Source organism: Streptomyces sp. NPDC020801 (assembly GCF_044334385.1).
Taxonomy (GTDB): Bacteria; Actinomycetota; Actinomycetes; order Streptomycetales; family Streptomycetaceae; genus Streptomyces.
This window is the reverse complement of record NZ_JBIRST010000017.1, coordinates 1-24,227: the sequence shown is the minus strand read 5'-3', so window position 1 is coordinate 24,227 and position 24,227 is coordinate 1. Positions and strand designations below refer to the sequence as shown.

At 69.4% G+C, this 24,227-nt stretch carries 17 protein-coding genes and 4 pseudogenes; 14 read left to right on the top strand and 7 right to left on the bottom strand.

Annotated elements, in window-relative coordinates; genetic code table 11:
• Window position 1 precedes the first annotated feature (1 nt).
• Together ACH4UM_RS29445 and ACH4UM_RS29440 are read left to right on the top strand one after the other, a co-directional pair.
• A complete protein-coding gene (locus ACH4UM_RS29445; RefSeq protein ID WP_398185666.1) occupies window positions 2–289 on the top strand; it encodes a DUF1330 domain-containing protein in 288 nt (95 codons plus the stop codon).
• Entirely contained in the window at window positions 286–1,143 is an 858-nt protein-coding gene (locus ACH4UM_RS29440; RefSeq protein ID WP_398185663.1) for a PhzF family phenazine biosynthesis protein, read from the top strand. Before ACH4UM_RS29445 ends, ACH4UM_RS29440 begins: the two co-directional genes overlap by 4 nt.
• Window positions 1,144–1,481: 338 nt before the next feature.
• Here the strand turns inward: ACH4UM_RS29440 and ACH4UM_RS29435 are convergent, their stop codons facing one another.
• From ACH4UM_RS29435 to ACH4UM_RS29425, 3 genes and pseudogenes are all read right to left on the bottom strand, one after another.
• Window positions 1,482–2,171, bottom strand: coding sequence for a hypothetical protein (locus ACH4UM_RS29435; protein WP_398185661.1), 690 nt, complete (start codon window positions 2,169–2,171; stop codon window positions 1,482–1,484).
• A 178-nt stretch (window positions 2,172–2,349) separates the two neighbouring features.
• Window positions 2,350–2,696 (bottom strand): annotated as a pseudogene (locus tag ACH4UM_RS29430) (lipoyl protein ligase domain-containing protein); the annotation flags it as partial.
• Between the two features lie 137 nt (window positions 2,697–2,833).
• Window positions 2,834–3,174: pseudogene (locus ACH4UM_RS29425) on the bottom strand (transposase); the annotation flags it as partial.
• A 339-nt stretch (window positions 3,175–3,513) separates the two neighbouring features.
• Between ACH4UM_RS29425 and ACH4UM_RS29420 the strand changes: the two are divergent.
• Entirely contained in the window at window positions 3,514–5,961 is a 2,448-nt protein-coding gene (locus ACH4UM_RS29420; RefSeq protein WP_398185658.1) for a SpoIIE family protein phosphatase, read from the top strand.
• Window positions 5,962–6,009: 48 nt separating this feature from the next.
• On the opposite strand, the gene ACH4UM_RS29415 is transcribed toward ACH4UM_RS29420, so the two are convergent.
• From ACH4UM_RS29415 to ACH4UM_RS29405, 3 genes are all read right to left on the bottom strand, one after another.
• Complete coding sequence (locus ACH4UM_RS29415) at window positions 6,010–7,041, bottom strand: ABC transporter permease (protein WP_398185655.1); 1,032 nt, start codon at window positions 7,039–7,041, stop codon at window positions 6,010–6,012.
• Window positions 7,038–8,627, bottom strand: coding sequence for a sugar ABC transporter ATP-binding protein (locus ACH4UM_RS29410; protein ID WP_398185652.1), 1,590 nt, complete (start codon window positions 8,625–8,627; stop codon window positions 7,038–7,040). Before ACH4UM_RS29410 ends, ACH4UM_RS29415 begins: the two co-directional genes overlap by 4 nt.
• Before the next feature lie 82 nt (window positions 8,628–8,709).
• Window positions 8,710–9,636, bottom strand: a complete 927-nt coding sequence (locus ACH4UM_RS29405) for a substrate-binding domain-containing protein (RefSeq protein ID WP_398185650.1) — start codon at window positions 9,634–9,636, stop codon at window positions 8,710–8,712.
• A gap of 1,640 nt (window positions 9,637–11,276) precedes the next feature.
• On the opposite strand from ACH4UM_RS29405, the gene ACH4UM_RS29400 reads away from it, so the two are divergent.
• Window positions 11,277–12,875 (top strand): glycoside hydrolase family 27 protein, encoded by a 1,599-nt coding sequence (locus ACH4UM_RS29400; RefSeq protein WP_398185647.1) that lies wholly within the window; start codon window positions 11,277–11,279, stop codon window positions 12,873–12,875.
• Between the two features lie 110 nt (window positions 12,876–12,985).
• Window positions 12,986–14,011: a WxL protein peptidoglycan domain-containing protein gene (locus tag ACH4UM_RS29395; protein ID WP_398185644.1), complete on the top strand. Its 1,026-nt coding sequence runs from the start codon at window positions 12,986–12,988 to the stop codon at window positions 14,009–14,011.
• 1,207 nt (window positions 14,012–15,218) lie between these two features.
• On the opposite strand, the gene ACH4UM_RS29390 is transcribed toward ACH4UM_RS29395, so the two are convergent.
• On the bottom strand, window positions 15,219–15,803 hold the full coding sequence (locus tag ACH4UM_RS29390) for a hypothetical protein (protein WP_398185641.1): 585 nt from the start codon (window positions 15,801–15,803) through the stop codon (window positions 15,219–15,221).
• A gap of 280 nt (window positions 15,804–16,083) precedes the next feature.
• Between ACH4UM_RS29390 and ACH4UM_RS29385 the strand changes: the two genes are divergently transcribed.
• From ACH4UM_RS29385 to ACH4UM_RS29345, 9 genes and pseudogenes are all read left to right on the top strand, one after another.
• On the top strand, window positions 16,084–17,697 hold the full coding sequence (locus ACH4UM_RS29385) for an efflux RND transporter periplasmic adaptor subunit (RefSeq protein WP_398185639.1): 1,614 nt from the start codon (window positions 16,084–16,086) through the stop codon (window positions 17,695–17,697).
• Window positions 17,694–18,587, top strand: coding sequence for an ABC transporter ATP-binding protein (locus ACH4UM_RS29380; protein WP_398185636.1), 894 nt, complete (start codon window positions 17,694–17,696; stop codon window positions 18,585–18,587). The genes ACH4UM_RS29385 and ACH4UM_RS29380 overlap by 4 nt, the downstream gene beginning before the upstream one ends.
• Complete coding sequence (locus tag ACH4UM_RS29375) at window positions 18,584–19,795, top strand: ABC transporter permease (protein WP_398185633.1); 1,212 nt, start codon at window positions 18,584–18,586, stop codon at window positions 19,793–19,795. The genes ACH4UM_RS29380 and ACH4UM_RS29375 overlap by 4 nt, the downstream gene beginning before the upstream one ends.
• Window positions 19,796–19,843: 48 nt before the next feature.
• The gene (locus ACH4UM_RS29370) at window positions 19,844–20,581 is read left to right on the top strand and encodes a hypothetical protein (protein ID WP_398185630.1); all 738 of its coding nucleotides are present in this window, start codon (window positions 19,844–19,846) and stop codon (window positions 20,579–20,581) included.
• A gap of 77 nt (window positions 20,582–20,658) precedes the next feature.
• Window positions 20,659–21,396 carry a response regulator transcription factor gene (locus ACH4UM_RS29365; protein ID WP_398185627.1) on the top strand — a complete coding sequence of 246 codons (738 nt, stop codon included), beginning with the start codon at window positions 20,659–20,661 and terminating at the stop codon, window positions 21,394–21,396.
• 6 nt (window positions 21,397–21,402) lie between these two features.
• Entirely contained in the window at window positions 21,403–22,956 is a 1,554-nt protein-coding gene (locus ACH4UM_RS29360) for a sensor histidine kinase (RefSeq protein ID WP_398185624.1), read from the top strand.
• Between the two features lie 27 nt (window positions 22,957–22,983).
• A pseudogene (locus ACH4UM_RS29355) lies at window positions 22,984–23,067 on the top strand (transcriptional regulator); the annotation flags it as partial.
• 287 nt (window positions 23,068–23,354) lie between these two features.
• Window positions 23,355–23,460 (top strand): annotated as a pseudogene (locus ACH4UM_RS29350) (transposase); the annotation flags it as partial.
• Window positions 23,461–23,829: 369 nt separating this feature from the next.
• On the top strand, window positions 23,830–24,227 hold a 398-nt coding region (locus tag ACH4UM_RS29345), incomplete at its 3' end, for a hypothetical protein (RefSeq protein ID WP_398185621.1).

Here is a 24,227-nt window from a genome sequence, read left to right as displayed (position 1 = left end):
TATGACCGCATTGCTGATCGGCAACGTCGGAGTCATCGGCGACGAGGAACGTATGGCGGAATACCGTGCGAAGGTGCTCCAGACACTGGAACTGTACGGCGGCGGATTCCTGGTTCGCGGCGGTGAGTTCGAGGTGCTGGAGGGCGACTGGCAGCCTACGCATTTGTCGATCATGGTATTCGCGACGGCCGACCAAGCCCGGCAGTGGTACACCTCCCCCGAGTACCGGGACATCGTCCCGCTGCGAGACGGCACCCATATGGACCTGATCCTGGTGGAGGGCGGGTGACCTCAGCCGCGGTCGGCCGGCGCACCCGGGCCTTCTCCCAGGTCGACGTGTTCACCGGCGAGCCCTTTCTCGGCAATCCCGTCGCAGTTGTCCTCGACGGCGACGGGATCACCGACACAGACATGGCCCGGCTCGCGAACTGGACCAATCTCTCCGAGACGACGTTCGTGGTACCGCCCTCCTCCAGTGAGGCCGACTACGGGCTGCGCATCTTCACCCCGGGCGGCGAGATTCCGTTCGCCGGCCACCCCACGCTCGGCTCCGCCCACGCATGGCTGGAAGCGGGTGGTGTCCCGACGTCGCCGGGGAAGCTCGTCCAGGAGTGTCCGCTCGGGCTGATCGATGTACGGCGGTCCGGCAGCGGTCTGAGTTTCCGCGCGCCGAGCCTCAAGCGCGACGGTCCACTGGACTCAGGACATCTCGACCGGATTGCCCGGGGGCTCGCCATAGGCCGGGAGCGGATCGTCGCCCATCAGTGGGTGGACAACGGGCCGGGCTGGGCTGCCGTGCAACTGGCCACCGCCGAGGAGGTCCTGGCGCTGGATCCGGACAACCGTCACATGGGCGACCTGATGCTCGGCGTGGTCGGCGCCCACCCCGAGGGCTCACCCGTCGCATTCGAGGTCCGAGCCTTCGCCATGCCTGCGGGCGTACGAGAGGATCCGGTGACCGGCAGTCTGCAGGCCGGTATCGCCCAGTGGCTCATCCGCGCCGGCGCCGCCCCCCGCTGTTACCGTGCCGCGCAGGGTGGCCGTCTCCGTCGGCAGGGCGTGGTGACCATCGAGGCCCACGATGCCGAGGTGTGGGTTGGTGGCCATTCCCTCACCTGTGTACGTGGCACCGTCGATGTGTGATTCTCGTTCCGCCGCGTGACGGCTGCCTGGCGAAGGAAGAAGATGTGCCTGCTGACCCGCGATGACCGGAGTTCCCGCGCTTCCACCCCTCGCGAGCGGCACGGCACGTCTGAAGTGAATCCTCCCACGTGGCCTGCCGACCGTGTACGACTGGCGGGTCGCGCGTCGGCGGCGCGTGGCCCGTGGTTGCGGGACGGTACGGTGTCCTCTGCGGGCAGCCCCGGCGGATGAGCCTCCCGCTGTTCGACCAGCCCTCCAGGCCGGGCGGGGGAGCGGGAGCGGGCCACCGCCTGACGCCACCGCGCGACGGCATCGCGGCGCGAGGCCCCGGTGGACGGTCAGCTCTGCGGGCCGTTCCCCAGCGCGGCCACCGCCTCCCTGGCCGCCTTGATGGCGCCCGTGTTGATCTCGTCGGTGCCGGGAGCCTTCTTCGTCTCGAAGTCGCTTCCGTTGTACGTGACGACCACGAGCGCGTTGCCCGCGCGGGCCATCACCACACCCTCGCGGGTCTGCTGCTTGTCCTCGGTGGTGAGGTTCACGACGGAGTAGGCGCTGTCCCCGAGCCCCGGAACCGCCCCTCCGCCGCCCTTCTCGGAAGTCCGCTCCTGGTACGACTTCTGCGCCGTCCCGTCCGAGTCCATGATCTCGAAGGACACGTCGAGCCAGCGGTAGTCGTAGCCCTTGAGCGCGTTCCACGAACAGGTGCGGCGCGCCTTCGTGTCCGTCGACGGGATCTCCTTGCCCGCCGTCTTCGCACCCGGCACCAGGGCGGTGATCGTCTTCGTGGTGATGCTGGTGCACGGCGCGGGCGCGGCGGCGTACGTCCTGGACACCGCGGTCGAAGAAGGTGCGGAGGGCGAGGAGGGACCCTGGCCGTCGGCGGAGTGCGACTGCTGTTGGGCGGCGTTGTGCCCGCCGGCCGGAGACGCGGCGAACGGACCGGACGTCAACGCCCAGCCCGCGCAGGCGAGTACGACGACCGGACTCAGCCGCGCGGTGAGCGCGAGCGACAGGGGGAGATCACGCACGGCGCACTTCTCGTGTGGGGACGGACGGTGCGGAGACGGTCCGCACTGCGGACGGGACCACAGTGTCACACGACTCCCTGTGGGGCGAAAGGGCGAACTCGCTCCGTGCCTGCGTGGTGACAGCCACGCGCAGTTGCCGGGTCGTCCGTCCCCTTATGTCCTGTGCCACGCGCGCCGTTCACGCGGGCGAGGTGAACTTCGCGGGGGTCGGCTCCTCGCCGGTGACCCTGCCGTCGGCGAGCCCGTTCCGGGCGCGGAAGGACTCGATCAACCGATCCATGACGGCCTCGCGGGGGGAGCCCGGTCTGCCGGCGCAGCGGGTCCACCCGCTTCTTCGAACTCCTGGTGCCCTTCGGACGGTTTCTCCCGTCCGGTCCGCAGCACCTCGAGCATCTTGCCGACGTCGACGTCGACGTCGACGTCGTACGGCATCGTCATGTGGTGCAGTACGGCGCCCGGTCCGCCGCCCGTACCCCCGACCCGCTTCTGTGCGGGGCCCGCGATCTTGCCCTGGCCGGTGGCGATGCGGTCGGGCTCCCACTCTGCGCCGGCCGGCAGGTGCTGCAGACCTTCAGGAGCGGCGGAGCTCAACGCGGTGGAAACGGTGACCGATGGTCAGGAAGAGGTCGTCCAGTTCGAGGTCCCGGAGTTCGGCAGCATACTCAGTGATCACATCGGGAGGTTTCCCTGGTCGCTGCCACTATCGGCGGTGGCACACGTTCGGGGGTGGACTCGTCCGCAATACGCCTGGCGAGGTTGTCGACCGAGGCGATGTGGATCATGGTATCGGAGCTGGCGGTGAGGGTCTCGTAGCCGCGGGCGAGACGGCGGTGCATCATGATCCAACCGATACTCCGCTCGACCATCCAGCGCCTTTTCACGACGTGAAACCCACGGGTGTCCGGGTTGCTGTTGACGACTTCGACATCGATTCCGAGGCGGCGCCGTGCTCGACGGCGGCGTTCTTGAAGCCGGTGTCGACCAAGCTCTTGGAGATGGTCGGGGACGGCGTCACTGCCGGGCCTCCGGGAGTCGGCCAGGACCAGCCAGCCACGGCCAACAGCACACTTCGGCCGTCGGGCCGGCTACGTGCCTGCGTGGACTCAAGGCCCCTCCCGTTCGCGTCGTCCCGGCATGCCCCGCACCACCACCAGTGCCACGATGGACGTGGTAGCAGTGACGCGTGCTCGACGAGGTACCCGAGCGCGTCACCCACTGTTGAAAATGGGTATCGGTCAGGCAGGTGCCGGAATCCCGGCCGCGAGCATGCGGCGGATCCGGCGGGCGTTCGGGCTCCAGCCCCTGGCGGAACGTCGATCTCGCGCAGCATGAGGAGTGCGCGATGACGAAGCCGGTCGCGATGCCCCAGGGAGTCGACACCTGTCGGCGAAGAAAGTCAGGCCGCATGAAGACACCAGGGCGCGTTGGCAGGCTGATGCTCGACGACCGGGGCGGTGTCGTCGAGTGGAGCCCGCAGGCCCAGGATCTGCTCGGTTATCCGCCGGAGGAGGTCCTTGGCCGCCCTGTGACGGCGATGCTGGACCTCGCGACGCAGGCATCCCGGGGCACGGGGGGACCGGTGGCCGCACGGCACCGCGACGGTCACCCCCTCGATGTCCGTGTGCATGTGTGGCCCGTGGTGGACGAGGATGGTGCGATGCGCTGGTCCGTCCACCTGACCGCCCCCGGGCCGGCCGAACACGAGGACCTCGACACGGTGCTGCTGCAGACGCTGCTGACCGAGTCGACGCTCGGCGTGCAGGTCGTCGACCCCGATCTGCGGATTGTGCGCCTCAATCTCGCGGGGCCGGTGCCACGCGCTCTGGGTGGTGAGCAGGCCATTGGGCGCCAGGCCCGTGAGGCCGTACCGGGACTCATCGGCGAGACCGAGGAACGGCTACTCCGCTGGGTGATAGACAGTGGACAACCCGTGACCGACTTCGAGCATGTCGGCCGCCCTCCGCAGGACCCCGATCACGACCACGTGTACACGGTCTCGCTCCTGCCGCTCAGGGGCGTCGACGGTACCCGCCTCGGAGTGCTGATCAACTCGACGGACATCACCGAGAAGCACCGGGCACAAGGGCACCTGAAGCTTCTGGTAGATGCTGGGGCCCGCATCGGCACCACGCTGGACGTGACGACGACGGCCGACGAACTGGCTCTCGCCTCGGTTCCCGCCCTCGCTGACATGGCTGCGGTGGATGTGCTGGACGAGGTGTTCCGGGGTGAGGCCCCACCACCAGGCCCCGTCAGCGCCTGGGCCCCGCTGCGACGGTCTGCCTTCCACGCCGCGCGCGGGCTGGACGCTCCCACCGCCGATGAACCGGGTGGGACGGTCATGGCGTACCCGCAGTCCTTCACCTCGTGCCTGACAGATCGGCGGCCCCGCCTCGTGGCGCAAGCGGAGATCGCCAAGGAATGGGCCGCTGGTGAACCCAGCCGGGTCGAGCTGATGCACAAGACAGGAGTTCACTCCCTGATCGTCGTGCCGCTGATCGCCCGTGGGGTGGTGCTCGGAATGGCCAGCTTCTACCGCTCTCACACAACCGAGCCATTCGAGCAGGACGAACTGGCTCTTGCGGCCGAACTCGGTGCCCGTGCCGCCGTCTGCATCGACAACGCCCGCCAGTACACCCGCGAGCACAGCACCGCGCTCGTTCTGCAGCGCAGCCTTCTGCCGCAGCGTGTACGGGGCCAGCACGCCGTGGAGGTGGCCTGGCTGCACGAGTCGGCTGAGGGCTCTGGGGAATGGTTCGACGTCATACCGTTGTCCTCGGCCCGGGTTGCCCTGGCAGTGGGGTGCATGGCCGGGCACGGCATCGACGCGGCCGTGGCAATGGGACGGCTGCGCACCGCCATCAACACGCTGTCCGCACAGGACCTGGCACCTGACGAACTGTTCGCACGGGTCCACGACCTGGTCACTGGCCAGCCCGATGACCCCGAAGGCGACCCGAGCGGTGACCCCAGCGGGAAGCACATGGCGGGCGCCACGTGTCTGTATGCAGTCTACGATCCTGTATCCCGTCGCTGCACTTTCGCTCGCGCTGGCCACTCGCCGCCCGTTCTGGTCAGTCCCGATGGGCTGGTCGAGATGCCCAGTGTCCCGCTCGGCCCGGCTCTCGGAGAAGGCCACCCACCGTATGAGACCGTCGAGATGGAACTGCCCGTACAGAGCATGCTCGCCCTGTGCACCCCCAACCTCCTCCAAGACGCCGACGGCCATCCGGACGCTGTGCCTCCCGATCTGCGCCGTATCCTCGGCAACCCCCACCGAACGCTGCATGACACCTGCGACGCGGTTGGCCGCAACCACCGGCCCTCCGGGGACGACGGCGCCCTCCTGCTGCTGGCTCGAACTCACTGCCTCGGCGATGACCAGGTCGCAACCTGGACCCTGCCGAGCGATCCCGCCGTCGTCGCCACCGCCCGCACCCTGATCCGTCAGCAACTGGTCAACTGGAGCCTCGAAGAACTGGATTTCAGCACCGAACTACTCGTCAGCGAGCTGGTCACCAACGCCATTCGCTACGGGGTCGACCCGATCACGCTGCGCGTGATCCGAGAGCGCACCCTGGTGTGCGAAGTCAGCGATGGCAGCAGCACCGCTCCCTACCTTCGCTATGCGTACGCAACAGACGAGGGCGGCCGAGGTCTTTTCCTTGTCGCCCAGTTCGCCCGGCGATGGGGTACCCGCCACATGGCCCACGGCAAGACGATCTGGGCCGAACAGAGCCTGCCCTCAAGGGATCCATCCCTCGAGGAACGAGAACCCGCACAGATATGAGCCCGCCGGCTGGTCCGGATCGACTCCACCATGGTTCGCGAACCGATGTCAGGCCGGTAGGCCGACGGCCCGCTCGCCGCTGCGGCGCTGCTGGATCACTACTGCCACGACCAGCAGGGCGCCTTGGGCGATGTTCTGCCAGAACGAGTTGATGCCTTCCACGGTCAGACCGTTCTCCAGCGCCCCGAGCAGCACGACCGCCAGCAAGGTGCCGCCGACTCCGCCTCTACCGCCTCGTAGCGCGCAGCCGCCGAGCGCCGCCGCGGTGATCGCCTTGAGCTCCAGGCCTTCGCTGCCCGAGGTGGGCTGCCCGGACCCGGTCCGTGCGGTCAGCAGGATGCCGGCCACCGCGGCGACCATGCCTATCAGCGCGTACACCGCGATCAGGTACTTGTTGATGTTGATGCCCGCGAGGCGAGCGGCGGTGTCGTTACCACCGATCGCATAGATGTTGCGGCCGATGTCGGTGTACTTCAGGAGCACGTGCACTCCGAAAGCCACCAAGATCAGTATCCACACCATCACCGGCAGCCCTGCGATCTTGCCCCGGCAGAGGAAGAGGAAGACGCTGTTGTTCAGCACGTAGCCCTGCGCGGCGCCGTTGGAGATCAGCTGGGCCACGCCTTTGTATGCGGCCAGGCCGGCCAGGGTGGCGATGGTGGCGTTCACCCGCCCGTACACGACGATGACGCCGTTCAGCGTGCCGACCACCGCGCCCAGGGCGACCGCCGCTCCCATGCCCGTCAGCGCGTCGGAGCCGCTGGCGGTGAAGGCCATGGCGCTGACCACGGAGGCCAGGCCGGCCTGGGAGCCGACCGAGATGTCCAGCCCACCACAGATGATCACTACGGTCTGCACGACCGCCAGGAGACCGGTGACGGTGACCGCCTCCATGATCACCTGGAGGTTGGTCCAGCTCAGGTAGTTGTCGTTGAGCAGGCCGAAGAGCGTGAGCACGGCGGCCAGTCCCAGACCCAGACTCAGGTTCTGGCCGCCGACCGCGGCCAGTAGTGAGGAGGGCCGGGCGGATGTCGTGGCGGGGGTGCTCTCCGTGCCTTCGGGGAGAGTGGTCGTACTCATGCTGCGCCTCCAGAAGCAGACAGGTGACGGGGACCCACGCCGCTGTCGGCGAGGTCGTCGGCCATGGCCAGGGAGAGGATCGCTTCTTCAGTCGCTGCGGTCCGGGAGAGCTCGCCGGTGATCCGGCCGTTCTGCATCACCACCACCCGGTCCGCGAGACCGAGGACCTCCGGCAGCTCGGAGGAGATGACCAAGATCGCGACACCCTGTCCGGCAAGGTCGGCGATGATCTGATAGATCTCCGCCTTGGCGCCGACGTCGATGCCCCGGGTGGGTTCGTCAAGGATCAGCACCTTGGGCTTGCGTGCGAGCCAGCGTGCGAGCACCACCTTCTGCTGGTTGCCGCCGGAGAGCGTGCGGACCTCCTGCTCGATCGAGGGGCTGCGCACCCGCAACTGGGTCGCGTACTCGCGTGCCACCGCCTTCTCGGCCTCGCGCCTGACAAAACGCCAGCGGCGCAGTCGCTCCAGCACCACCAGCGAGGTGTTGTCCCGGATGGAGCGGTGCAAGAACAGTGCCTGTGCCTTGCGTTCCTCGGGTGCCAGGCCCAGACCGGCACGGATCATCCCACCCGGGGTTGTCGCAGCAACCTTTTTCCCATTGATCCGCACCGTTCCGCTGCGGATGGGACGGTCACCGGCCAGGGCGAGCGCCAGCTCGGAGCGGCCGGCCCCGATGAGGCCGGCGAGGCCGACCACCTCGCCGGCACGGATCTGCAGGCTGATTCCCGTCACATCTTCGGTGCTGAGATCCCGGACCTCCAGGACCACCTGGTCGGTGGCGACCTCATCGCGCACGAACATCGCTGACAGGTCACGTCCGACCATCAGCCGGACGAGTTCGCCCTCCGAGGTCGTCCGGGCGTCCAGCACCCCCGCCAGGGCACCGTCGCGCAGCACCGCGATCCGGTCGGCCAGTTGGAAGATCTCCTTCATCCGGTGCGAGACATAGATGACGGCGACGCCCTGGTCGCGCAACCGGCGGATCAACGCAAACAGCGCGTCCACCTCCTGGTCGGACAATGAGGAGGTCGGCTCGTCGAAGGCGATCACCTTCGCCTGGCTTGTCAGCGCCCGCAGGATTTCCACCAACTGGCGCTGGGCCGCCGTCAGTTGCGAGCCCAGCAGATCAGGGTCCAAGACCCGGGCGAAGCCGAGCCGCTCCAGGTCGGCGGTGATCCGCCGGCGCAGTTCGGCCCGGTCCAGGCGGCGGCCTGTCAGGCGAGGCAGCGCGCCGACATAGACGTTCTCGGCCACCGACACGTGCGGGATGATCTCTGGCTCCTGCGGGATGATCCGGATCCCCACTGCCCGCGCGTGCGCCGGGGAGGGAAGGGCCACCGGTCCGGCTTCCACGAGTACCTCGCCGTCCGACGGCTGGTGGTCTCCGGTAAGGATCTTCAGCAAGGTGGACTTGCCCGCCCCGTTCTCCCCCATCAGGGCCGTCACCTGCCCCGCCGGAAAGTCAAGGGTGACCCCGGACAGCGCCCGGACGACACCGAAGCGTTTGCTCACCCCCCGCACCCCTGCCCCGCCCGGGGCCGACGGATCATGTTCCGGGGCAGTCGCGCTCTCCACACCACTCATCAGGGTTCACCTCCGGTTTCTCAAGCTGGTCATGGGTTCGGGACCACAGATGCCGTGGCCCCGGCCGCGTCCCGCAACTGGCTCAGTGGCACGTGAGGCCGGAGGTCTTCCAGTTGGTGGGGTCCACCATGGTGGTCGGGGCGAATGCCTCCGCGGGGAAGGCCTTGCCGTGCCGGAGCTTGTCGACCATTGTCTGCACAGCCAGGGCGCCGACATCGCGGCCGTTGATGAACAGCGCGGCCTTCATGCCTGATGCCTTGTCACTGCCCCAGTCCTTGCACGCGAGGTAGGCGCCCAGGCCAACGCCGATCACGTCACCGGCAGTGAAGCCCGCATTCTGCAACGCCGTCACCCCGCCCTGGACGTTCTCGTCGTTGCATCCCCACAGCGTCCAGTGCTTGACCTCGGGATGGGCCGTGATCGTAGCGGCGATCTTGTCCTGGGCACCGGTCGGCGTGTTGTCGGTCGCCACGTCGATGTTCTGGACGGCGGCGCCCGCCTGCTTGCTGAACGCTTCCTTCGCCGCCTTGACCCGGTCGCCACACACCGTGACGTCCTGTTTCCAGGCCGAGATGATTCTTGTGTCGGCCGCCGTCCAGCCGGCCTTCTTGAACTGCTCGGCGGCGCGCTTGCCGACCTCACCGCCCATCTGGGCGCCGCTGAACCCGATCCGCGGGATCAGGTCCGATGCGGCACAGGACGCCGGAGCCGGACCGGTGGCGCAGATCTGGTCGTCGGAGGTGAGCAGCGGGACATTGGCGTCCTTGGCCGTCTGGACCACCTGCGGTCCCACCGCCGGGTCAGGCACCACGATGATCAGTCCGTTGCTCTTCTGCGCGATCGCCGACTGTACTTGGCTGACCGTCTGGTTGGCGTCGTTACCCAGGTTGACCACCTTCAGGTCAACGCCGAGCTGGGCGGCCCTGGCCTTGGCGCCGGCCGCCTCATCGATGAAGTACTGCTGGTCGCCCTGCTTCTGCAGGTAGGTGATCGAGATCTTCCCTTTCACCGGGGCAGCACCTCCTTGCGGGGCGGTCGCTGCCTTTCCGGTCGAACAGGCCGTCAGACCGACAGCCAGAAACAGGCCGGCCGAAGCGGCCAGACGTCGGCTGTGCATGGTGGACGTGAAAGACATGGTGTGCCTCCTTTGAGCGTGCCCGGCTCCAGGAAGACCTCGCGCTGGGCATCCCGTGCCTCTTGCGGCTTCAGCCAGGCTTCCGGTCCGGATGATGGGTGGGGCGCCCGGAGAGAAGCCTCAAAATCAGTCAGAACTCAACAACTCCGAACGGGTGAGAGTCATGAGAACCCCCGCCGCCGCCGTGCGTCAAGCCGCTGGCGGGGTAGGCCGGCTACGCCAGTCCAAACTGTCAACCGCCACCACGCCAAGGCCGATTCCAGAGCGGAGAGTTGACGATGTGTCGGATCCTGTCCGCCGTGCCCGCGCCAGGCAGGACGGCAGGTGGAACGCCACCCCGAAACCGCTCCTGGCCGGCCCATCACGGGCACATGGCCCTTCGGGCGGACCGTGACGCCGCACCAGGGCAGGGCCGGCACGGCTGGGGGCGAGGCCGGGAAGGAATGCCACCTCCGAGCGGCCAACGCCCCGTCGTGCGGTTGCTTTCCGTCACCTCCGGAGGTCGCCATATCGGGCGAAGGGCCCGGCGCAACCGGCCATGCCGGCCCGGGCCGCCTGCGCCGATCAGGCCGCTCCGCCGCGCCCGCCTCGGCCTGACCATCTGCTGCACCTGAAGATGCTCAGAGGCGACGGCCCGTTCCGCTTCCTACGAGTCGCATGCTCAACACCCGGCGAACCCGCTCGGAAAGAGCCGGGCGCAGGCAGCCAAGACTGGAACGACGCATAGGGGCTCACCAGGGAGGATGGCTCCCCCTCATGCAGTATCGCCGCAGTGGCGCGGTAACAAGGCCGGCAACTCGGGCCGCCACCCCGCCTCACGCCTCGGCCGAAAGACCGGCTGTGCATGCCGCTCCTGCGGACAGGGGCCCCTCCAACGGGACCTGCAAAGGAGACAGTCCAAGCCTCAGGTCACATCTGTCCCCTCACGGACGAGGCGCTCGCTCATCGGCCGAACCCTCAGTGGACCGTCCACCGGCACCCGCGGCGAGTCGAATTCGTCATGCACCGCGTAACACCCTTGACATCCATAAGTCACAAGAGTCTTATACAGCCACATGTTTGACTCCGTTTAGTTCTAACGGAACATGAGGTGCCGTTGAGCGGCCAGCCCGCCCCCACGGCCCGACTGCCCCATCGCAACCAGAGCAGGCGCTGAGCTCACCCTCGATCGAGCCCGCGAGTCGAGTCACCCCTGCCCTGCCCCAACAGCGTGCAGCGTCGGGTTCGGACGACGGCACTGACGTCCCTGTGCTCCCAGAGCGCAGTTTGACGGCACGCCGGCTGGTCCGCGCCGGCAACCGCCTGCATTCCCAGCCCTTCCGTGCCGCGTTCCGGACGACATAGCTGCACACCCATCGGGAGAAACCATGCGACAAAGAAACTCCAGTGCCTGGAAGCGCGCAGCAGCACTGCTCTCAACCCTCTCCATCGCGACCGGTAGCTCAGTGACCGCCGCCCTCGCGGAGAGGACGACCACAGCTGCCGACCCAAACCCCGCAGCATCCACCCCACCGATGGGATGGAACAGCTGGAACGCCTACGGTTGCGACATCACCGCGCAGAAGATCAAGGACGCCGCCAAGGCCATCGTGGACTTGAAGCTGGACGAGGCCGGATACAAGTACGTCGTGGTCGACGACTGCTGGGCGGCAGCCGAACGCGACAAAGACGGGAATCTCCAGGCGGACACCGACAAGTTCCCGAACGGGATGCAGGACCTGGGCGACTACATCCATGGCCTTGGCCTGAAGTTTGGCATCTATGCCGCCCCGATGGACAAAACCTGCGCTCAGCGGCCCGGTAGCAAGGATCACGAAGAGCAGGACGCAAAGACATTTGCTGCCTGGGGAGTTGACTATCTCAAGTACGACTGGTGCGACAGCGGCGGCGACCTGGACTTCCAGAAGGCGCACTTCGCCAAGATGCGTGACGCACTGGCGAAGGCCACCACGCGGCCGATCGTCTACAGCATCAACCCCAACTCCGGGGGGCACTACCCCAAGACCGGCGAGACGTTCGACTGGTCCGGCATCGCCAACATGTGGCGCACAACCGAAGACATCACCAACAAGTGGGACACCGGTCACCGCAACGACTACCAGATGGGCATCAGGAACATCGTTGCCATCAACAGTCAGCAGCGCATCGCCGAGCAAGCCGGCCCGGGCCACTGGAATGATCCGGACATGCTGGAGGTCGGCAACGGCACCGAGCTGACCGCTGCCGAGCAGCGCACCCACTTCAGCCTGTGGGCGGAGATGGCCGCGCCGCTGATCATGGGCAACGACCTGTCGCACGCAAGCAAGGCAACCCTCGGGATCCTCGGCAACGCGGACGTGATCGCCGTCGACCAGGACCCTCAAGGCAGTCAGGGCACCGTGGTCTCCGACACCGGCGGGCTGATCGTCATGGCCAAGCCATTGCAGAACGGTGATGTGGCCGTCACGCTCACCAACACCACGGGAACCGACGCGACGATCAGCACGACCGCGGCCGGCATAAAGATCGAGGGCCCCACACTCACCCTCACCGATCTGTGGGAGAAGGACACCGCGAAGAAGACCAGGACCGTCACCGACGGCAGGATCAGCGCCTCGGTGCCGTCCCACGGCACCGTGATGTACCAGGTCAGCAGTGGGACTGCGGGTGGGGTGCCGGTGAGTGCGTCGGTCAGCGCAGGAGAGCTGACCATGACCATGCCGGGACGGGCGAAGGCCGATCTGCCCGCGGTGAAGTTCGGCCCCGCCGCCACCACCAGCGGCCCCCTACCGGCCATCAGGGTCCGCGACTACCGCGGCGGCAGCACCGGCTGGTCCCTGACCGGGCGTCTCAGCGGTGACCTCACCTCCACCAACAGGCACCACATCCCCGCCGCCGACCTGCACTGGAAGCCGACCTGCACCACCGCCGCAGGCAGCCCCACCACTTGCATCCCCGGCACCGAAGGCCCGCTGGGTACCACTGCCTCCACCCTCGCCGCCGCACCCGACTCCACCGGCACCGGCACGGCCACCGGTGGCGACTTCACCTCCGGCGCCGGCCTCACGCTGAACGTCCCCGCCTACACCCCGACCGGCACCTACAAGACCACCCTCACCCTCACCCTCAGCTGACCCACCTCCGTACTGCCGCCCTCGCGAGAGGGCGGCAGTACGGGCCGTTCCAAGCCCAGCTGTTACACGAAACGGCCCACCCCTTGCTCTCCCACGAAAGCTGCACGCCCATGACCACAACGCCACCCAACGGACACCGGCGCCGGGCACACCTCCGCCGTGTCGTCCTGATCACCCTGACGCTGCTCGCAGCGCTGCTGACCGGTGCTCCGCTCACGGCCCCGGTCGCACACGCCGCCGACAACGGCACCTGGGCCGTCTACCCCACCCCCGCCGCCGGTGCCGCCCCAGGGTCACGGACCTACTTCACCCTCGACAGCCGGCCCGGAGCCATAATCAAGGACCGCGTGACCATCGCCAACCTCAGCGACCGTCCCATGACCTTCAGGGTCTACGGCGCCGACGCCTACAACACCCCCCGCGACGGCGGCTTCGCCCTTCGGGGCGTTGACGAGCGGCAGACCGACGTCGGCTCCTGGACCAAGCTCACCACCGGCAGGGTCACCGTTCGGGCCCACAGCCACACCGACCTCCCCTTCACCCTCACGATCCCCGCCAAGGCCACTCCCGGCGACCACTCCGGTGCCCTGGTCGCCCTCGACGCCGCCGTCGAGGGCACCCAGAAGCAGGGCGGCCTCACCGTAGGCATCCAACGTGCCGTGGGTGCCCGCATCTACCTCCACGTCAAAGGCCCTGTCCGACCCGGCCTGGCCGTCGAAGACCTCCGTATAGACCGCCACACCCCCACCGTGCCCTTCACAGGGTCCAGCAGCGCCACCATCCACTACAGCCTCGTCAACCGCGGCAACACCCGTCTCCAGCCCCGGTTCGAACTCACCGCCACGGACCTCTTCGGTCGCACCACCCTGCACATTCCGTCCCGCAACCTGGCGCTGACACTCATGCCCGGCCAACACGTCGAACTCACCGAACCCTGGCCCGACGCACCCCAATTCGGCCGCCACAGCCTCACCCTGCACGTCACCACAGCCGGCGGATCCGCACAGGACACCGCCCACGCCACCCTCACCATCATCCCCTGGCTCACCGTCACCCTCCTCCTCGTCCTCGCCGCCGCGGCCATCACACTCCGACGCGTACGCCGACGCCCGCGAATTCACCCCGAGACCGCCTGAACACCGGCGGCCAAAGCCGGGATGCCGTGGCACGGGCCTGCATGCGACGAACCGCGGGCACCGTGTCGAGGCGGGTCCCGGAAGCGGAAGGCCGGCCGGTCCGCCGAGGTCGGACGGCAGTTGGTGGACGGTGAGCCAGGATCGGGCGGCGATCAGCTCCTGCATGGTGCGGCTGACGTGTGTGTTACGCGTTGTCCACACCAGGACGACGGGGCCGCCGAGCTGCTGGTGTGCGGCATCCGGCAGGCGGGCGCAGCCGGCTTCGGTGAAGCCCTTTCGTCGGCCCTTCGCCGCCTTCACCGATCGGACAGGCCGGCCGGCGATGAAGGTGTGGACGTACCACTTGTTCGTTCCGCGCTTGCGGCGCCACTGGATGTGGAATCCCAGGAGGCCGAACCCTTCGCTCGGGCGCACCACTTGAGTCTTGGCTGCTGACAGCCGCAGCCCCATCGGGGCAGGAACCCGGGCGAAAATTCCCGCACCGCGGCGCACGCAGTGGTCGAGAACGAGATCCCCACGCTCCACGAGGCGACCTCATCGCCAAACAGATCTCCCCGCAGCACCGGCTGACCGTGTACCTGCAGGCCGGGGCCGGGCTGCGCATCAGCGAGCCCCTCGCCGTCACTGCCGAATGCCGACGCCGTGACTTTCTCCGCGTGCGTCGCCAGGTCAGCTCCAAGACACACCGAGAGTACTGCGCAACCCGCTTCGTTCCTCGACGAGGAGATCGACACGCACCTGCGCAAGTGGGGCGCGGTGACCACATCGGGCCTGGAGGCGCTGTGCGCGCCACGGCAGCGGGTGAAGGCACCATGCCCACGGCGACGACCCACGCGTACCACTTGCGCAGGGCACTCAAGGACGCGCGGGCATCGGCACGCCGGACGGCCGCCCGAAGCGCAAGCCACACGGCCTGCGCCACTTCTTCGCCCCCACCGGCCTCGCCCACGGCATCCCGATCCACGAGGTCTCTCGCTGGCTGGGCCACAGACCGCTCGAGATCACCGTGGACGTCCACGGGCACCTCGTCCCAGCCTCCTGGGACCGCTGCCGGACCGTCATCCAGGCCGCCCTGCGCCCGGTGCGCCGCGTAGCCCGTGGGACGGCGCCTGGTGAGCCAGCTCGGCCAACTCGGCCACCAAGTCACCCTGCAAGCAGAAGGAGCAGCCTGACCAGCGGCTACGGACACGGGATGGGGGGTTTCGAATCAGTTCGACGGGGTGGTGCTCGGCATCGGGGCGCCGGAGGGGCGCTGGGGGAGGAGGGGGCGGCAGATCTGGAACGCCTGGGCGGTCCTGGGGTCGGTGGTGTTCAGGCCGCGCAGACCGTGGCCGGGGGAGGCCGACGGCAGCGCCACGCCGTGGTCCTTCAGGCAGCTGGCGAAAGCCTTCATCGACAAGCTGTCGAAGTTCCCTCGCCCACCCCCTCCGTTGAACTGCGGGCGCAGCGCAGCGCACGCCTGCATGGCCTTCTGGCGGGCGGGGTCGGCCGAGCCGCCGCCGCTTCCGAAGCCGCCGAAGCTCCCGCCGCCGAAGCCTCCACCGCTGGGACGGCCACTCGGCCCGCCGCTGGGGCGCGCCGGAAGGGTGACGCCGTGCTGGGAGAGGCACTGGCGGTAGGCGGCCATCTGCTCGCTTCGTGCGCCCGTGGATGCGGACGCCGAGGGCCCGCTCTGGGCCGTGTTGGCCGACGTCGTGGACGAACAGGCGGTCAGCATGATGGCGCCGATGGTGAGGACGGCGGCGGACATGGCGGATCGGATGACGGGTGGCCAGGTGGGGGTTCGGGTCATGGCCGGTCTCTTCTCGGGGTGGTCGTCGGGATGGCGGTACGACCCGCGCGGGTGTGCCGATCGGGCCCGTGACTGAACAGCACGAAGTTGAGGAGTTTCTGGGAACCGGCTGAGAGTTCCCGGGGAGTCCGTAACCTCCCGGGCCCTCCGCACCGAGTAGGCCGGTCCGTTTCCGGCCGGTTCAGGGGGGATCGGGGGACCCGTGGCGGGGCGGCGTTGTCAGGGAACTCCCAGATTTCTCCCAGGCGTTGAAGGGGATGGGCGGAGAGCATGCCGCGCCATGAAGGTGCTCCCACGGCGGCCCAGGGCCGTCCTGACGAACTCGGCGCTCGGCGTGGTGCTCCTCGCTGCCGCCGGCGGCGCCTATGCGGCGGTCAACAGCGACAGCGGCCCCTCCGTCCCCACTGGCTCGCGCACGGCGACGGTCGTCCGCGGCACGGTGCTGGCGACGGTCTCCGGGTCCGGATCGCTGACCTCGCCGAGCGACGCCGGGGTCAACTTCACCACCGGCGGTCAGCTCACCGAGGTCGACGTCAAACCCGGCGACCGCGTCACCCAGGGTCAGGTGCTGGCGAAAGTGGACCCCGAGGCGGCAAAGGAGACCCTCGCACAGGGTCAGGCATCGCTCACCGCGGCCAAGGCCAACCTGACCAAGGTGGAGGAGGGACAGCCGGCCGCCACGTCGTCGGGGTCCGGCGGTATGTCCGGCAACACCTCCGGCAACGTGCACGGCGGCGGCTCCGGAGCGGGTTCCGGCGGCGGCTCGGGCAGCGGTTCCGGAGGCGCCGTCCGTGGCGGAGCGACGGGCCCCTCGTCCGCCACCCCCTCCTCCCGCCCCTCCTCGCCCGGCGGCGCCACGCACAGCCCCGCCCCCACTTCGACTCCCAGGCCGTCGTCCAGCGCGTCGGCGGGTACCGGTTCCGGCGGCGCGCGGGCCCAATACGCCTCCTTCGAGCAGGCGGTGCCCGCGGCGGCGGCCACGACCGTGGATCCGGCGCAGCTGGCGCAAGCCGAGGCCCAGGTGACCCAGGCGCAGAACGCCGTCGAGGCGGCGCAGCGCGCGGTCGACGGGACGGTGCTGACCGCCCCCGTCGGCGGCACGGTGGCGTCGGTGGCGGCCAAGGTGGGCCAGACGGTCTCCGGAACGGCCGGCGGATCGGGTGCCGGGTCGGGCTCCGGTTCCGGTTCCGGCAGCAGTGGCGGTTCCGCGGGCGGCTCGGCGAGCCCGAGCGGCTTCGTGGTGATCACCAATCCCACCGGGATGGAGGTGACGGCCGACTTCTCGGAGGCCGACGCGCTCAAGCTCAAGCCCAGCCAGGCGGCCACCGTCACCCTGAACGCCGAGCCCGGCAAGGTACTCAACGCCAAAGTGCTCTCGGTCAGTTCGCTCCCGGTGGCGAGCGGCTCAGGGGCGGGCGGGGGCGGGGGCAGCTCGGCAGGCGCCGTGCAGTACGCCGCCACTCTCACCCTCACCGGCTCGACCGCCGGCCTGCGTACAGGGCTCAGCGCGAGCATCCAGGTCGTGACGGGCGAGGCGTCCGGCGCCCTCTACGTGCCGACGGCGGCGGTGAGCGGCACCGGGACCAACCGCACCGTGATGGTCGTCGAACCGGACGGCACCACGCAGCGCACCAGCGTGACCGTGGGCCTGGAGGGCGACACCGACGACCAGATCACCAGCGGTCTCACCGCGGGCGAGCAGGTGCAGATCACCAGCGTCTCCCAGAGCGGCAACGGCGGCTTCCCAAGCGGCGCCTTCCCCGGCGGCTTCGGCGGCGGACGCGGCGGTTTCGGCGGACGCGCCGGCGGAGGCGGCGGAGGCGGCGGAGGCGGTGGCGGTGGTGGCGGTGGCGGATCCCGCGCCGGGAGCGGTGGCGGGGGTGGCCGCGGATGAGTCCTGCCCTGCGGCCGCGGCCGCGGCTGCGCCGGCGCCCGGCGGACGCTGCCGCCACCGACCTGGCAGCCCTTGGCCCGCGGAAGGACGCCCCCGTGATCGAGGTGCGGTCGCTGCTCAAGACGTACGGGCACGGCGAAGCGGCCGTGCACGCGCTCAGCGGTCCGCACGACCCGGTGACCGGCGAGGAGCTCGGTGTGGACCTGACGGTGGAGCAGGGCGACCTGGTGGCGGTGATGGGCAGTTCGGGGTCGGGCAAGTCGACCCTGATGAACATCCTCGGCTGCCTGGACACGCCCACCGCCGGGCGCTACCTGCTGGACGGCATCGACGTCGGTGGACTCGACGAGCACCAGCTGTCCCTGGTGCGCAACCGGAAGATCGGCTTTGTCTTCCAGTCGTTCAACCTGGTTCCGCGCACCCCCGCGCTGGCCCAGGTCGAACTGCCGCTCGCCTACGCCGGGGTGAAGCCCGCTGAACGCCGGCGGCGCGCGCTGGCGGCGCTGACACTGGTCGGGCTCGCCGACCGCACCGGCCACCGCCCCAACGAACTCTCCGGAGGTCAACAGCAACGGGTCGCGGTGGCTCGGGCACTGGTCACCTCCCCGGCCATGCTGCTCGCCGACGAGCCCACCGGAAACCTCGACAGCCACAGCACCGCCGAGGTCCTCGCCGTCATCGACCGGCTCAACGCCTCCGGTCGCACCGTCGTACTCATCACCCACGAGGGCGAGGTGGCCCGGCACGCCAAACGGGTGCTCCGGCTGGTTGACGGCCGCATCGTGGACGACGTACGGCAGGCACCGGTCGACGGGCCGCCGCCCGGGCTGCGGGACCCGGCCCCCGTGGCGGCGCGGCCCGCGCACGCGCCGACGGGAGGCCACCGGTGAACCCGTGGGAGACGCTGAGGTTCGCCGTGGGCGGGCTTGCGGCGAACAAGGTGCGTTCCGCGCTGACCATGCTCGGGGTGCTGATCGGCGTGGCGGCGGTGATCCTGCTGCTGGCGGTGGGCAACGGCTCCTCGCAGGCGGTGAAGGAATCGATCGAGAAGCTGGGCACCAACGCCCTGACCGTCTCTTCCGGCAGCGGCTTCGGCCGCGCGAGCACCGCGACCGCGGTCAAGCCGCTGACGGTGGGCGACGCCAGGGCGCTCGCCGACCCCGCCCAGGCGCCGGACATCGCGTCGGTCGCGCCCGAGGCCTCCACCTCGCAGACCGCGCTGTACCAGGGCACCTCGCACACGGTCGGCCAGGTCGTCGGAACCTACCCGGCCTATTTCGAGGCATCCAACAGCAAGGTGACGCAGGGGGACTACTTCAGCGCCGACGACGTGCTCAACTCACGCAAGGTCGCCGTCATCGGGTCGACCACGGCGACCGACCTGTTCGGCACGGCCGACCCGGTGGGGAAGACGATCGTGCTGGGCGGGACGCCGTTCACCGTGCTCGGCGAGCTGGCGACCAAGGGCGGCACCGGCTTCCAGGACCCGGACGACGTGGTGATCGCCCCGCTGCCGACCGTGCAGAACGCCTTCACCGGCTTCGGTGCCCTCAGCCAGATCCTCGTCGAGGCCAAGTCGGCTGCGGCCACCACACCGGCGCAGAACGAGATCGCCACCGTGCTGATGGGGCAGCACGGGATCACCGATCCCGCGGCACTCGACTTCCGGGTCGCCAGCCAGGCGTCGCTGCTGACAACCCAAGCCTCGACCACGCAGACCTTCACGGTGCTGCTCGGTGCGGTGGCTGCGATCTCGCTGTTGGTCGGCGGGATCGGGATCACCAACATCATGCTGGTGACCGTCACCGAACGGACCCGTGAGATCGGCATCCGCAAGGCGATCGGCGCGCCCAAGGGGGTCATCCTCGGGCAGTTCCTCGCCGAGTCGACGCTGCTGTCTCTGATCGGCGGCGGCCTCGGGGTGGCCGTGGGGCTCATCGGCTCACGCTTCACGATCGTCGGCATCAAACCGGTGGTCATCCCCGAGTCGGTGGTCGGCGCGTTCGCCATCGCGGTGGCGATCGGGCTGTTCTTCGGCAGCTACCCGGCCAATCGCGCCGCGAGCCTGCGGCCCATCGAGGCCCTGCGGCACGAGTGAGCCCCGATGACGACTTCAACGCGACCGCATGGACAGGGAGAACCGGACATGGCCCGACGCCGCATCGACCTCATGAAGGGCGAGGCCCACGCCCCGGCGCCCGACGACACCCTCGCCGGTCTTCCGGCGGTGCCCGTCGTGCCCCAGCCGCTGGGCCCCTCGCAGCCCGCAGGCGAAGAAGACGCGACCCGGCCGGACGAGACCCTCGCCCCCGAAGAGATCCTCGCCGTGCCCCCAGACGCGCGGGACATCTCCGCGGAGCTGAGCGCTCCACCGCGGCGTGCGCTGCCCTGGCTGACTCTGGTGCTGGCCGGCGGGGTCGTTGCGGCGGGTGCCTTCGCCGGCGGCGCGCTGGTGGAGAAGAGCCACCTCCAGGGGTCCTCGTCCGGCGCCCGCTCCACGTCCGCGGCGGCCCGAGGCGGCGCGGGCACCGCAACCGGTCGGCCGTCCGGCGGCGGCCAGGGCGGAACCGGTTCCGGTACCGGTTCCGGTACCGGCTCGGGGCCCGGCGGCTCAGGGACGACCGTCGGCACGATCAAGCTCGTCGACGGCAGCACGATCTACGTCACCGACGCCCGGGGCGACATCGTCAAGGTGACCACCGCGGGCTCCACGAAGGTCACCGAGGCGCACAGCGGCAAGGTCGCCGACCTGCAACCGGGCCAGACCGTGATGGTGCGCGGAACGCAGAACGCCGGCGGCGACATCGCGGCGACCACCGTGTCCGAGGGCGGCCTCGGCGGCGGCTTCGGCGGCCAGCGCGGCGCGAGCGGGGCGGGGGGCTGAGGACGTTCACAGCCATCTGGCGTACGGTGCAGCAGCCCATCCCCACGACCGGAACCACACCACGGGCCAGGAGCACCATGGATACACCCGAGGCCAGTCTGCTGGTCGTCGACGACGAGCCCAACATCAGGGAACTGCTCTCCGCCTCCCTGCGCTTCGCCGGGTTCAAGGTTGCCTCCGCGGCCTGCGGCGCCGAGGCGCTGTCTGCGGTCGCCCGTGAACGCCCGGACCTGGTGGTACTCGACGTGATGCTGCCCGACATGGACGGCTTCACGGTGGTGCGACGACTGCGCGAGGAGGATGGCTCGTACGGGAGGCCGGCCGGGGCGGGGGAGCGCGCCCGCCTGCCCGTGCTCTTCCTCACGGCCAAAGACGGCGTGGACGACAAGATCAGCGGCCTGACGGCGGGCGGCGACGACTACGTGACCAAGCCGTTCAGCCTGGAGGAGCTGATCGCCCGGATCCGCGCCATCCTGCGCCGGACCGGGGGCCCTGCCGACGACGGGCGGCTGGTCGTCGCCGACCTCGAACTCGACCCGGTCGGCCACCAGGTGCTGCGGGCCGGCCGCCCGGTCTCGCTGTCCCCCACCGAGTTCAAGATGCTCGGTTACCTGATGGCCAACGCCGGCCGGGTGCTCTCCAAGGTGCAGATCCTCGACCACGTGTGGGCCTACGACTTCGGCGGCGACCTCAGCATCGTCGAGTCCTACATCTCCTACCTGCGCCGCAAGGTCGACTCCGGGGCGGACGGCGCACTCAAACTCATCCACACGGTGCGTGGCGTCGGCTACGTGCTGCGTCGCCCCCAGGGCTGACCGCGCATGCGCGCCCACATCGCGAGGACGACACGGCGACTGGCCGCCCTTCGTCCCTTCTCCCTCTCGCTCCGCTCCCGCCTGCTGCTGCTCGCGGTGACGCTGGTCGCCCTCGGCCTGGCGGTCAGCGACACGGTCGTCCTGGGGGTCGTCCGAGGCCAGTTGGTACACCGGGTCGACCAGCAGCTCCAGCGGTTCGGAGAACCTCTGGTCCGCCGAGTGGCCGCCGAGGGCACCACTGCCCATCCTCCACGCGGCGGTGGCCGGCCCTGGCTGCCGAGCCAGTACGTGGTCGCCTTCGCCGCCGCCGACGGCTCGGTGACCCGGCAGGTCCGGCTGCCGGTGGCCGCGAACGATCCCCGACCGATGTGGCCCGTTATGAACGCCACCGCACTGCGAGCCCGCATGGGCCACGCCTTCGACGTACCGAGCGACCACGGCGGCGGCGAATGGCGGGTGCTCATCCTGGCGGTGCCCCGCAGCGCGGGCGGCGACGGCACGGCCCCGGCGGATGCCACCGTCGCCACCGCACCGGCCGGTGTAGCCGTGGCGGCCTCGCTGGACCAGGTCTCCTCCACCGCCGCCCAGCTCCACACGGCGTTCTTGCTGATCGGCGGGGCCGTGGTGACCCTGCTCGGGCTGGCCGGCTGGTTCGCGGTACGGGCCGGGCTGCGCCCCCTGCTCCGCATCGAGGCCACCGCAGCGGAGATCGCCGCGGGGCGTCCGCTGTCGCAGCGCATGCCCGCGGAGTCGCCGCGCACCGAGGTGGGACGATTGTCCACCGCGCTCAACAGCATGCTGACGCAGATCGAGGCCGCCTTCGCCGCCCGCGCCGAATCCGAGGAACGGATGCGTCGCTTCGTCGCCGACGCCAGCCACGAGCTGCGCACCCCGCTCGCCGGGATCAGCGGCTTCGCCGAGCTGTACCGGATGGGCGCGCTGCCGGACGCAGCCGACGTCAAGCGCACCATGGCCCGGATCGAGAACGAGGCCGTGCGGATGAGCGGCCTGGTGGACGATCTGCTCACACTGGCCCGCCTGGACGAGCAACGTCCGCTGTGCCTCGCGCCGATGGACCTGCGCACCCTCGCCGTCGACGCCCTGCACGACACCACCGCGCTCGACCCGACCCGGCCGGTCTCCCTCACCGGCCCCGGCAGCGCGGACGCGCCGCCAGGCCCCGCGCTGGTGCTCGGTGACGAGGCGCGGCTGCGCCAAGTGGTCGCCAACCTGGTCGGCAACGCCGTCGCCCACACCCCGCCCGGCACCCCGGTGCGGATCGGCGTCGGCACCGGGGACGGCCGCGGAATCATCGAAGTGGCCGACACCGGACCAGGGCTGACCGCAGAGCAGTCCGCCCGCGTCTTCGAACGGTTCTACCGAGCCGACGCCTCCCGGAGCCGTCAGGACGGCGGCGGTGCCGGGCTGGGCCTGGCCATCGTCTCCGCCCTTACCACGGCCCACCAGGGCACCGTGGAGCTGCAGACCGTGCCGGGCGAGGGCGCGCTGTTCCGTGTGTGCCTGCCGTTGATACCGGCACCGGAGCCCGAGCATGACTGACGTGCACGTGTCAGGCGAGCTTCATGGCGCCCCTACAGCGAGCGCCCGCAGCGCTTCGAGTACCGGCCGACGCAAGCCGGGATCGAGCTGGAACCGGTGCTGATTACCCTCAAGGAGCTTGCCGCCGCGAAGTACGGCCCCGGAGTCTGCCCCGGATGCAGCAGCACCAGCAGCGTGTGTGACCTGCGGACCCGACTCGTTCCGCCGGCCGGCCGGCCGTCCGCTTCCGACAGCCGGGTTTTCGCCGGCACCGGCCAGAACGGCCGAGGCTGTTTGGGCCCCAGCGCCTGCCCCGGCACCACGAGGTCACGGCCGATCAGCCTTCGGTCCGGCGACGTACTCACCGACAACCCGTTCAGGTAGGCCGGCAGCCGCCACGCCGAGAAGATCCGCAGCGCTCCGCAGGCCACCTTGCCGCCTGTGCCGGACTCGCCCCCCGCCACGAGACACCCCGGCTCCTCCATCCGCGGCGAGCAACCCTCCCGACGGGGAAACAAGCAGCTCGGAGACGGGCGCGCGGCCTGCCCGCCATCCCTCGAACGAGTGGGAAACGCCCCATCAATTGAACTAATAAGCCGTCATGAAAGTTCGATGAGTTGGACCGTGTAAAGCGGCTCGTCCGCCTATTCCGAATTGGAATCGATCTGGCGGTGACAGCCCGTGCCGAGACTCTTGACCGAGTATGCCATCGCACTTAGCGTGTCGCCAAAGATAGCTGGGCAATCGTTTGACCTGATCAAAACGGGTGGACCTGACAAAGAATCGGCGACAATGGAGGTTGGGATGCGGGCATTTCGAGCCCTACCCATGTTCGGGATAATACTACTCATCGGATCAGTGCTTGGCCTACCTCCGTTCAGTTCCACGCCAGCGGTGGCTGATTCCTCGAATACGTCGGCGTGGCAGTCGGGCGTGTTCAATCTTGATGTGCCCAGCGTGGTGCGCAGCTCGGACGTGGTTCTGCAGAGAGCGAACACCACCGCTCTGCAGTCGCTCGGTCTGGGCAACGGGACGTTGGGAGCGGCGGTGTGGGCGCATTCCGGGCTGACCGTCCAGCTCAACCGCGCGGACACCCTGCCGAATCGTCTGTCGCCCGGAACCCTGACGATTCCCGCTCTGTCGGCACTGAGTGGCGCGCCTGACTTCCACGCGACGCTGGACCTCTACACGGCCACCCTCACCGAGTCCGGCGGCGGTTTGACGGCAACCATCTACGTCAATGCCGTCAAGGACGAACTCGTTGTCGACGTCACCGGCGCCAGTCCGTCGAC

Coding starts and splice junctions, on each gene's coding strand:
- ACH4UM_RS29445 (WP_398185666.1), top strand. CDS start 2: ATGACCGCATTGCTGATCGGCAACGTCGGAGTCATCGGCGACGAGGAA.
- ACH4UM_RS29420 (WP_398185658.1), top strand. CDS start 3,514: ATGACGAAGCCGGTCGCGATGCCCCAGGGAGTCGACACCTGTCGGCGA.
- ACH4UM_RS29415 (WP_398185655.1), bottom strand. CDS start 7,041: ATGAGTACGACCACTCTCCCCGAAGGCACGGAGAGCACCCCCGCCACG.
- ACH4UM_RS29410 (WP_398185652.1), bottom strand. CDS start 8,627: ATGAGTGGTGTGGAGAGCGCGACTGCCCCGGAACATGATCCGTCGGCC.
- ACH4UM_RS29400 (WP_398185647.1), top strand. CDS start 11,277: ATGGGATGGAACAGCTGGAACGCCTACGGTTGCGACATCACCGCGCAG.
- ACH4UM_RS29395 (WP_398185644.1), top strand. CDS start 12,986: ATGACCACAACGCCACCCAACGGACACCGGCGCCGGGCACACCTCCGC.
- ACH4UM_RS29390 (WP_398185641.1), bottom strand. CDS start 15,803: ATGACCCGAACCCCCACCTGGCCACCCGTCATCCGATCCGCCATGTCC.
- ACH4UM_RS29385 (WP_398185639.1), top strand. CDS start 16,084: ATGAAGGTGCTCCCACGGCGGCCCAGGGCCGTCCTGACGAACTCGGCG.
- ACH4UM_RS29380 (WP_398185636.1), top strand. CDS start 17,694: ATGAGTCCTGCCCTGCGGCCGCGGCCGCGGCTGCGCCGGCGCCCGGCG.
- ACH4UM_RS29370 (WP_398185630.1), top strand. CDS start 19,844: ATGGCCCGACGCCGCATCGACCTCATGAAGGGCGAGGCCCACGCCCCG.
- ACH4UM_RS29365 (WP_398185627.1), top strand. CDS start 20,659: ATGGATACACCCGAGGCCAGTCTGCTGGTCGTCGACGACGAGCCCAAC.
- ACH4UM_RS29360 (WP_398185624.1), top strand. CDS start 21,403: ATGCGCGCCCACATCGCGAGGACGACACGGCGACTGGCCGCCCTTCGT.